This window comes from Streptomyces sp. DvalAA-14 (assembly GCF_900091855.1).
In the GTDB taxonomy this organism is placed as follows: Bacteria; Actinomycetota; Actinomycetes; order Streptomycetales; family Streptomycetaceae; genus Actinacidiphila.
In genome coordinates this window covers 1-8,845 of record NZ_FMCH01000500.1, presented here as the reverse complement: position 1 = coordinate 8,845, position 8,845 = coordinate 1, and the positions used below count along the sequence as shown (strand labels likewise).

Annotated in this window: 7 protein-coding genes and 1 pseudogene; 1 reads left to right on the top strand and 7 read right to left on the bottom strand. The window is 74.6% G+C overall.

Features of this window, described 5'->3' with window-relative positions; all coding sequences use genetic code 11:
• The 5 genes and pseudogenes from GA0115240_RS26770 to GA0115240_RS26750 all read right to left on the bottom strand — a co-directional run.
• Positions 1-279: adenosylcobinamide-GDP ribazoletransferase (locus GA0115240_RS26770; protein WP_176725179.1), on the bottom strand; the 279-nt coding region annotated here is incomplete at its 3' end.
• Positions 280-524: 245 nt separating this feature from the next.
• Positions 525-1,370 carry a hypothetical protein gene (locus GA0115240_RS26765; RefSeq protein WP_093740489.1) on the bottom strand — a complete coding sequence of 282 codons (846 nt, stop codon included), beginning with the start codon at positions 1,368-1,370 and terminating at the stop codon, positions 525-527.
• The gene (locus tag GA0115240_RS26760; protein ID WP_093740487.1) at positions 1,367-3,124 is read right to left on the bottom strand and encodes a phosphatidylglycerol lysyltransferase domain-containing protein; all 1,758 of its coding nucleotides are present in this window, start codon (positions 3,122-3,124) and stop codon (positions 1,367-1,369) included. Before GA0115240_RS26760 ends, GA0115240_RS26765 begins: the two co-directional genes overlap by 4 nt.
• Before the next feature lie 61 nt (positions 3,125-3,185).
• Positions 3,186-4,403, bottom strand: coding sequence for a nicotinate-nucleotide--dimethylbenzimidazole phosphoribosyltransferase (gene cobT, locus GA0115240_RS26755; protein WP_093740485.1), 1,218 nt, complete (start codon positions 4,401-4,403; stop codon positions 3,186-3,188).
• 589 nt (positions 4,404-4,992) lie between these two features.
• A pseudogene (locus tag GA0115240_RS26750) lies at positions 4,993-6,217 on the bottom strand (bifunctional adenosylcobinamide kinase/adenosylcobinamide-phosphate guanylyltransferase).
• A gap of 170 nt (positions 6,218-6,387) precedes the next feature.
• Here GA0115240_RS26750 and GA0115240_RS26745 point away from each other — a divergent pair.
• Entirely contained in the window at positions 6,388-6,657 is a 270-nt protein-coding gene (locus GA0115240_RS26745) for a hypothetical protein (RefSeq protein ID WP_093740483.1), read from the top strand.
• A 101-nt stretch (positions 6,658-6,758) separates the two neighbouring features.
• Here the strand turns inward: GA0115240_RS26745 and GA0115240_RS26740 are convergent, their stop codons facing one another.
• Positions 6,759-7,865, bottom strand: coding sequence for a S1C family serine protease (locus GA0115240_RS26740; RefSeq protein ID WP_093740481.1), 1,107 nt, complete (start codon positions 7,863-7,865; stop codon positions 6,759-6,761).
• Positions 7,866-7,978: 113 nt separating this feature from the next.
• The gene (locus GA0115240_RS26735) at positions 7,979-8,746 is read right to left on the bottom strand and encodes a class I SAM-dependent methyltransferase (RefSeq protein WP_093740491.1); all 768 of its coding nucleotides are present in this window, start codon (positions 8,744-8,746) and stop codon (positions 7,979-7,981) included.
• Between the last annotated feature and the right edge of the window lie 99 nt (positions 8,747-8,845).

Sequence of the window (8,845 nt, the reverse complement as noted above, 5' to 3'; positions counted from 1 at the left end):
GGCGAGCCCGTCCAGATGCAGGCCGCGGGTCAGCACGGCGGGTACGGCGACGGCTGCCACAGCCGCCAGCAGGTGGCCGGCGCCGAGGACGGCCAGCACGGCGCCGGCCGCGGCCGCGGCGGCGCCAACCACCGCGCCCACCGCGGGCGCCACCCCCATCCCGGCGGCCGCGGCCGGCCGGTCCCACCGCCGCAGCCCGACCGGAAACACGCTGAGGGTGCCGAAGGCGAACCGGACGGCGTCCCCTGCGGTGGCTTTTCCCGGGGCGAAGTCGGTCACCGCCCGAGGCTACCGGGGCCGGCCGGGCGGCCGGTCGGCCGGGGACGGGGTTGTGCCGCCGGACGCGGGCACGGGGTGGTGGGTGCGGGTCCGTTGGGGCCGGACACGCAGTTCCTACCGCCCCAGGGTGGGGGTGGCCCAGCCCAGGGTGCGACGGTGCCGACCGTGGTGCGCGCCGTTCCTCCCCCGGACTCCGGCCTCCCCGGACGGCGCCGAAGCGCGGGAGGTGACAGGAGGGGTGCCCGTCAGGGGCGCCGGGGGTTCCCGGGCGAAGTCCGGGGGAGGAACCGCGCGACCGGCCACGGTGTGCCGGCGGTCGGGCGCCGGGCTGATGGTCCGACAGCGGGCGGCCGGTCAGGTGCGGATCGCGGGGGGGACGGGGTGGGAGGCCGGCCCGGCCGGTCCGCGGTGCGGCGGCGGGCCGCTTCCGCCGCGGTCAGGGCCAAAATCACCGCCACCCCCGCCAGATGCTCGTACCCCGCCAGATTCGGCACGTACAGCACCTCGACGACCATCGCCGCGGCGATCGCCGCCGAGGTGAACCACGCCCGGTACCGGCACGCCGTGTAGACGCCGAGCGCGACGACCGCCGCCGACGGCCCGGTGTCGCGGACGCGGAGTTCGTGCGGGGGGAGGCCGAGGAATCCGTGCGGGCCGATCCAGAGCGAGTAGCGGGCGAAGCAGGTGCCCGCGAGGGTGGCGAGGAGGGCGATCGCGAGCGTGCGCGGGGTGCGCAGGGTGGTCTCGGCGATGCCGAAGACCACGACCAGTTGGAGCACCAGCCCCCACACCGGCAGCGAGGGATCCGGTACGAACACCGACAGCGGTGTCCGCAGCAGTTCCTGCCACCACGGCGAGGTCGCGTAGACCCCGCCCAGCCGGTCCACCCACCCGCTGGTCCGCGGTGCGTGCTGCAGCAGTTGGAGGGCCAGCACACCGACGCACCCGGCCAGTGTCAGCGGCACCGCCCGGGCGCCACGGGCCCGCAGCCGGCGCCAGGCCGCCGGGAAGACGGCCCCCCATTCGCCGGCCGCGAACCGCCGCAGCCGGCCCGCAGGCGCACCGACCCTGGACGGGCCGCCGCCCCTCATACGCCGCTCCTGCGCCGTCGCAGCGGCGCCGGCAGCCGGGGCACGCCGAGGAAGCCCTCGGCCCGGGCGCCGGCCAGCCCGATCCGGGGCAGTTCGCTCGATTTGCCGAACAGCACGTAGCGCGGCTCCCAGATCGGCCGGAACTTCGCGTTGGCGCGGTAGAGCGACTCGATCTGCCACCACCGGGAGAAGAACGTCAGCAGCGAGTGCCACAGCCGCAGCACCGGCCCGGCGCCGAGCTTCGACCCCCGCTCGAACACCGAACGGAACATCGCGAAGTTCAGCGAGATCTGCTCGACGCCCACCTCGCCGGCCCGCTGGATCAAGTCGATCACCATGAACTCGATCAGCCCGTTGTCCGCCCCGCGGTCCCGCCGCATCAGGTCCAGCGACAGCCCGTGCGGCCCCCACGGCACAAAGCTCAGCAGCGCCCGCGGCACGCCCTGGCCGTCCTTGCACTCGACCATCACGCAGTCCCCGTCCATCGGGTCGCCGAGCCGGCCCAGCGCCATCGAGAAGCCGCGTTCGCTGCCGCTGTCCCGCCACCGGTCGGCCCGCTCCACCAGCGCGTCCAACTCGGCCTGCGGAATCTCCCGATGGCGGCGGATGCGGACCGTGCAGCCGGCGCGCGCCACCCGGTTGTACGCCTGCCGGACCGTCCGCATCGCCCGCCCGTCGAGGGTGAAGTCGGCGGTCTCGACGATCGCCTCGTCGCCGAGTTCGAGGGCGTCCAGGCCGTGCCGGGCGTACACGGTGCCGGCCTCCTGGCTCGCGCCCATCACGGCCGGCACCCAGGCGTGCCGCTTGGCCTCGGCGAGCCAGGCGTCGATGGCGCCGGGCCACGCCTCGGGGTCGCCGATCGGGTCGCCGGCCGCGAGCGTGACTCCGCCGAGCACCCGGTAGGCGATCGCGGATTTGCCGCTCGGCGACCAGATGACGCTCTTGTCGCGGCGCAGCGCGAAGTAGCCGAGCGAGTCCCGGCCGCCGTACGTACCAAGCAGGCCCCGCAGCCGCTCCTCGTCGGCGGCGCACAGCAGTTCCTGGCCGCGCGGAGAGCGGAAGGCGACGAACAGCACCAGCAGGAAGAGCGCGGTGCTCATCACGTTGACCAGGACGTCCACCCAGCCGGGGGTGGAGATGGAGGTGAACGAGGTGTCGTTCGGCACCAGCGAGACCAGCCGGATCAGCGCGTAGCCGAAGGTGTCGCCGTAGGTCGCGCCGTGCTCGGAGTTGGTCGCCGCGACCAGCCCGGTGCCGATCAGGGCAGCCACCACCAGGCCGACCACCGCGGTGAGCCCGGCGTGCCAGGGGTTGGCCCGGTCGCCCTTGGCCCGGAATTCACTGCGGCCCGCGACGAGGGCGGCCAGGAAGAGGCCGGTCAGGACCAGGGAGACCCAGTTCTGGGCGTGGCGGTGGATGTCCGGCCACACCATGCTCACCGCCAGGGCGGCGAAGAACAGCCCGCACAGCACGAGGTTGAGGATCCAGGCGGCGCGTTTGCGGCGCCGCATGGTCACCGCGAGGAAGAGAGCGAAGGCGCCGGAGGTGAAACCGGCGGTGAGCAGGTAGGGGGTGAAGTAGTCCTGGTCGTTGTGGCGGCGGATGTCGGCGCCGAGGCTGACCCAGACGGCGCCGAGCAGATTCACCGCGGCGACCGCGCGCAGGTACCAGACGGTGAGGGTGGCGGCGCGGGCGGGCAGGACGCGGCGCCGTGGCGGCGCTTTGCGGTCGACGGCGAAGCTGCCCGTTCCCATACTCGGGGAGTTTACGGGCGTTTGTCGTATTTTCAGTTAAGCGCGGCCGATGGCGACAGGGCTACGCCTCGGGCCGGTCCGGGGGCGTTTCGAGCGATGCGGGCGATTCGGGGACGTCGGCGGCCGCGCCCCCGTCGTCCGGGGCGTCCGGGGCCGCGGGGACGGGCGCCGCGGCGGCGGGCTCCACGGGTTCCGGCTCCACGGGGTCCGGCTCCAGCGCGGCGGGCGCCACGGGCTCCGGCTCGTCCGGCAGTTCGGCGGACAGGGCCGCCGCGGCCTGGAGCAGGGGCAGGGCCAGCAGCGCGCCCGTACCGCCACCGGAGGAGATCCCCTGGTCCAGCAGCGGCTCCAGCGAGATCCGGTCCAACGCCTTGTCCTGGCCGGCCTCGGAACTGGCGTGCCCCGCCACCCACCAGTCCGGCGCCCGGAACGCGACCCGCTGCGCCACCAGGGCGCACGCCGCGCTCACCACCCCGTCGAGGACGACCGGCAGCTTGCGTACCGCGCACTGCAGCAGAAAGCCGGTGATCGCGGCGAAGTCGGCGCCGCCGACCGCGGCGAGCAGGGCGAGTTGGTCACCCAGCACCGGCCGGGCCCGGCGCAGGCCGTCCCGGATCGCGGCGCACTTGCGCATCCAGGTGAGGTCGTCGATGCCCGAGCCGCGACCGGTGACGACAGAGGCGTCCGTACCGCACAAAGCGGCGATCAGCACGCCCGCGGGCGTGGTGCCGCCGACGCTGATGTCGCCGAGCAGGACGAGATCGGTGCCCGAGTCGGCCTCCTCGTCGGCCAGCGCCATCCCGGTACGGAACGCCTGCTCGGCTTCCTCCCGGGTCAGCGCGTCCTCGATGTCCAGCCGGCCCGAGCCGCGACGCACCCGGTGGGCGGTCACCTCGGCGGGGAGCTCGGCCGGGTCGCAGTCCAGGGCCATGTCCACGACCCGGACCTGGGCGCCGTAACGCCGGGCGAGCACGCTCACCGGCGCGGTGCCGTCGATCACGGCCCGCGCCAGCACGCTCGCGGTGCCCGCGGGCAGGGCCGAGACGCCCAGGGCGGCCACACCGTGGTCCGCGGCGAAGACGACGACCCGCGCGCGTTCGATCGGCCGCGCGGGCACCTGCCCCTGCACCGCCGCCAGCCAGTCCGCCAGCTCAGCGGCCTTCCCCAGCCCGCCGGCCGGCCGCACCAGCCGCCGCCACCGCTCCAGCGATTCCCGCCGCACCCCGGCGTCCGGCCGCTCCACCAGGGCCCCGAAGTCATCCATCTCGATCCCGCTCACGGCCCGAACAGTACCCGTCTCCGTGCCGGAGGGGCTTGAGCGGGGGGTGGGGGTGCTGTGGGGTGGGGACGTGGGGGGCGTTGCGGGGTGGGGGAGGTAGCGGCGTGGGGTGGGGACGTGGGGGGTGGGGGTGCCGTGGGGCGGGGACGTCGGGCGTGAGGGTGCCGTCGGGTGGGAGCCGTCTGGCGTGAGGGTGCCGCCCTTTCCCTTTTTTGCCGCCCTCTCGCCTCCGGGCGCTTAGACCCGGTCTCGACGTTCCTCTCTCCTGCGCTCGTTCCTCGCTTGTCGTTCGTCTCTTTCGAAACCGGCGCGCCCTTCGGCTCGCTGGCTACCGGCGAACCCCACGGCGCCAACTCACCGCACCGGTGTGCCCTCCGGCGCAGGGTGAGCCAAAGGGGCGCGCTTCGGCCTCCGCAATATGCCCGACGGTTCGCCGGTAGCGACGGAGCCAAAGGCCGCGCCGGTTTCGAAGGTGGGGGCACCTCCCAGCGTTAGCTGGGGGAAGAACGCGCGGAGGTCCTGAGTGGGGGCACCCCCGGACGGAGTCTGGGGGAGAAGGAGCGAGCACGATCGACCGTCGAGACCGGGTCTAAGCGCCCGGAGGCGAGAGGGCGGCAAAAAGAGGGCGCAGCGGGATCGCGTTGCCGGCGATGGTCAGGAGGACATGTTCGGATTCGGCGGCGAGGGCGGTGTTGAGGCGGCCGAGTTCGTCGCGGAAGAGGCGGCCCGAGGCGGTGGCGGGGACGACGCCGGAGCCGACCTCGTTGGAGACGGCCACGACGGTGCGGCGGGTGGTGCGCCAGGCGCTGGTGAGGGCGGCGGTGCGGGCGTGGACGTCGGGGAGGGCGGTGGGGTCGGACCAGGCGTCGGCGGCGTCCATCGTGTGGGTGAGCCACAGGCCGAGGCAGTCGATGAGCAGGGGAGGGCCGTCGGGGTCGGCGAGGAGGGGGACGAGGTCGCAGGTCTCCTCGGTGCGCCAGCCGGGCGGGCGGCGTTCGCGGTGCTGGGCCACCCGCAGGTCCCACTCGGGGTCGTCGGTGCGGGTGCCGCCGGTGGCCACGTAGACCACGCCGGGGAAGGCCGCGAGCCGTCGTTCGGCCTCGGCGGACTTGCCGGAGCGGGCCCCGCCCAGGACCAGGGTGCGTCGCGGCACCTCCGGCACCTGCTGGTAGTCGCCGACGGCCAGCGTCGTACCGTCGGGCACCGCGCGGGCGCCGAGTGCGGCGAGCCGGCGGGTCAACTCCGGCTCCGGCGGGGCGTGGTGGTCGATGTGGACGGCGACCACGTCGGTGGTCCTGGTGACCGCGCCGGCCGCCCGCAGCCGGGCCAGCGCGTCCGGCCGGCCGATCAGGTCGAGCAGCACGAGGTCGTACGGCGGCCCGTCGTGCCCGGACAGTCCGGCCGGCGCGCAACCTGGCGGCAGGTAGAGCAGGCGCAGACCGCCGGGCGCCTCGACGGCGTACCCGGTCCCCGGCGCGTCCATCGCGAGTGCCTCCACCCGGTGTCCGGTGATCAGCGGCAGCCGCTGCCCGTCGGGCACCCGGGCCGGCGCGGGCAGGCCGGGGGGGATCGTCCACCGGCGGGCCGTCGTGCGGGTGCGAGAGCACGACCAGCCGCAGGCCGCCGAGGTGCTGCCCGGCCCGGGCCGCGGCCAGTGCCACCCCCGGGGTGAGGTCGAGCAGCAGCACACCGTCCACCACCACTGAGGTCGCCGCCCGCGCCCCCGCGCCGACGGCGAGCGCGCAGGCCGCGCAGGGACAGTCGGGCAGCGGCAGTCCCCCGGGGCCACCGGTGCCGAGCAGAGTCAGTTCCACGGCACGATCGTCTCGCGTCGGCCCGGGCGCGGCGCGCGGGGCCCCGCCATGCGGCGAGGGCCTCTTCCCGTACGGCCGCTGCCGATACGCTGCCAGCGGAGATCAACGACGACGACAGACCCGACCGACAGACGACAGCAGCCCTGACCACCGGACCGAGGGAGAAGCACATGGCGTGGACGTGGCGGTTCGAGAAGGCCGACGGCACCGAGGTGCCGCCCGCGGTGGAGCCGGAGGAGTTCACCACGCAGGGGGACGCCGAGTCCTGGATCGGCGAGATCTGGAAGGACCTGCTCGCCGGTGGCGCCGACCAGGTCGTGCTGTTCGACGGCGAGACCCGGATCTACGGCCCGATGAGCCTGCACGGCGAATCCGCCGAGGCGGCTGAGCCGGCCGAACCGGCCGAACCCGCCGCGGGGCCGGCCGCCGACGAATCCTGACGCCCGGCCGCCGCTGCGGCGAGGGGGCCCGCCGGATCACCCGGCGGGCCCCCTCACCGCACCTGCCGTGCCTGCCCCGGCCCGGCCCGGCCGCGGCGGGGCTACAGCGTCCCCAGCGTGACCTCCGTCGCGTGACCAGTGTTGCCGCGGCCGAACTCCAGCCGGACCTTCTGGTGCGGCTTCAGCCTGGCCAGCGCGTCCGTCAGGGACTGGACCGTGCCGATCACGGTGTTGCCCAGCTTGGTGATCACGTCGCCGGCCCGCAGTCCCGCGGCGGCCGCCGCGCCGTTCTTCTGCACGCTCACGATCGCCGCGCCGGCCGGCTCGAAGTTCTTGCCCACCACCCCGCGCACGGTGACGCCCAGGGCGGCCCGGCCGGAGTTGGTGACCTTGCCGTTGCGGATGATCTGGTTGGCGATCATCGTCACCGTGGAGGACGGGATGGCGAAGCCGATGCCGGGCGCCGCGCCGCTGCCCAGCTGGGGATCGGTGGCGGCCAGCGTCGGGATGCCGATGACCTGGTTGTCGAGGTTGACCAGGGCGCCGCCGCTGTTGCCGGGATTGATCGCCGCCGAGGTCTGGATCAGGTCGGGGATGGTGGCGCCGGTGCTGTTGGACTGGCCTTCGCTCTCGCTCACCGTACGGCCGGTCGCCGAGACGATGCCCTCCGTCACGCTGCCGGACAGGCCCAGCGGATTGCCCATGGCGAGCACGATCTGGCCCACGGCCACCTTGCTGGAATCCGCGAAGGTGGCCGGCTTGAGGTTGTTCGGCAGTGAGGTGAGCCGGATCACGGCCAGGTCGTTGGCCGGGAAGGTCGAGATGAGCTTGGCGCCCAGCGCCTTGCCGCCGGTCGCCACCGAGACCTGGAAACTCTTGGCCTTGCCGACCACGTGCGCGTTGGTGACGATGTCGCCCTTGCTGTCGAACACCACACCGGAGCCCAGGTCGGTATTGGTGGTGATCTGTACGACGGACGGCAGAACGTTCCTGACCTCGTCCTGGTAGGCGTTCTGCAGGCCGTTGCCGCCGGACGACGCGGCGACCGCGGCCTGCGCGGCGGCATGGCCCGCCGGATGGCCGGTCGAGGAACCGGCCGCGCCGGTGTCGGAGGCCGGGCTGCAACCGGTGGCCAGCAGCGCCGTGGCGCACAAAGCCGCGGCGCCGGCCAGCAGGATGCGGGTACGGGACGGATGCGATCCACTCATGTCCGCATTGTTGCTTTTGTCCGGCGGGCGGGCTCGGCCGGAACGCCAATCGGGTGCAGCGACCGGCGGGCTGCTGCGGCGGCTCCCGCACCCCTGAGGGCCGTGCCCCGGTCTCAGCTCCGCACGCCGCACCAGTGCAGCAGCGCCGCCACCGAGCGGTACGGATCGGTCCGCCCGGCCCGCTCCTCGGCGGCGAGTAACAGCGCGAGCTCCCCGCTGTCCATCGGCGCCCTCGCCAGGTCGGACGCGGTGTCGGTGAAGACCCGCACCCCGTACCAGGCCCGCAGCGGCACCGAGAACCCGGCGAGGGTCGCGGTCAGCGCCTCGCGCCGGTCCGCGCGCGTCGCCAGGCCGAGCCGGTTGGTGTAGCCGTCGGTACCGAAGGCGTGCAGCGCCGAGGCCCAGTCGCCGAGCAGGCCGGGCCGCAGTGCCAGCGCGTCCCCGTTGCGCACCAGCAGCGACAGCAGCCCGCCGGGGGCCAGCACGCGGGCCAGCGCGGCCAGCATCGGCTCCGGGTCGGGTACGTACATCAGCACGCCGTGGCAGAGCACCACGTCGAAGCAGGCCGGGCCGAAGTGCCGTCCCGTCTCCCGGCCGTCGCCCTGCAGGACGACAAAGTGTTCGCGGACGTCCGCGGACTCGGCGGCGACGGCCGCCCGCAGCACCGACAGCATCGCCGGATCGGCTTCCAGGCCGGTCACCAGATGGCCGGCCCGGGCCAGCCGCAGCGCCTGGGTGCCCTGTCCGGGCCCGATGTCCAGTACCCGAAGCCGGCGCCGGGCGTGCGCGCCGCCCACCGGCTCGGGGAAGTGCGCGGCCAGCTGCTCGTCCAGCTGGCGGGCGACCAGCTCCTGCCGGACGGTGTTCCGCAGGCCGCCCAGCTTCGCCAGCCAGCTGTCCGCGCCGCCGTGGAAGCCGCCGTGCAAGCCGCCGCTGTGGCCGCCGGCGGGGAGCGCCGGCAGGCCGCCGGGTGCCGCTCC

Coding starts and splice junctions, on each gene's coding strand:
- GA0115240_RS26765 (WP_093740489.1), bottom strand. CDS start 1,370: ATGAGGGGCGGCGGCCCGTCCAGGGTCGGTGCGCCTGCGGGCCGGCTG.
- GA0115240_RS26745 (WP_093740483.1), top strand. CDS start 6,388: ATGGCGTGGACGTGGCGGTTCGAGAAGGCCGACGGCACCGAGGTGCCG.
- GA0115240_RS26760 (WP_093740487.1), bottom strand. CDS start 3,124: ATGGGAACGGGCAGCTTCGCCGTCGACCGCAAAGCGCCGCCACGGCGC.
- GA0115240_RS26740 (WP_093740481.1), bottom strand. CDS start 7,865: ATGAGTGGATCGCATCCGTCCCGTACCCGCATCCTGCTGGCCGGCGCC.